The organism is Mesorhizobium sp. BHbdii, from assembly GCF_053848045.1.
This window is the reverse complement of the sequence record NZ_JBSPKX010000109.1, coordinates 1-553: the sequence shown is the minus strand read 5'-3', so window position 1 is coordinate 553 and position 553 is coordinate 1. Positions and strand designations below refer to the sequence as shown.

Sequence of the window (553 nt, the reverse complement as noted above, 5' to 3'; positions counted from 1 at the left end):
ATGCGCTGACCGCGACGGCCGCCTCGGTGCTGGGCGGCATCGCCGGCTGGATGATCGGCTATTTCGCCTACGACACCATCGCCCGTCCGATCCTCGAGCATTTCGGCGGCCTGTCGACCTTCGAGCGCTGGCAGAATTCTGGCATCGGCCTGATGCTGGTGCTGCTCGTTACTTCCGGTCTCGCGCACCTGCCGCCGATCAAGGTCGTCACCATCCTTGCCGGCGCCCTGCACGTCAATTTGCTGATCTTCATCATCTCGGCCATCGTCGCCCGCGGCGCGCGCTTCCTGCTCTTGGCGTGGCTGCTGCGCCGCTATGGCGAATCGATCCGCGAATTCATCGAAAAGCGCCTCGGGCTTATCGCCGGCGCCGCGGCCGCCGCCCTGATTTTGCTCTATATCGTCGTCAAATACGCACTCTGAGCGAGCCGGACACAACGGACGAAAGACCATGACAGCGACCATGAATGCCGACACCGGACGCCAGCGGACGCGGGCCGCTTTGTTTCTCGCCGTCGCCATGGCCGCGACCGTAGGCTCGGCGCTCGGCTTCC

Annotated in this window: 1 protein-coding gene and 1 pseudogene; both read left to right on the top strand. The window is 64.7% G+C overall.

What is annotated here, in order from left to right; genetic code table 11:
* On the top strand, nt 1–422 hold a 422-nt coding region (locus tag ACWTU8_RS32105), incomplete at its 5' end, for a YqaA family protein (protein ID WP_455851287.1).
* A gap of 28 nt (nt 423–450) precedes the next feature.
* A pseudogene (locus tag ACWTU8_RS32100) lies at nt 451–553 on the top strand (disulfide bond formation protein B); the annotation flags it as partial.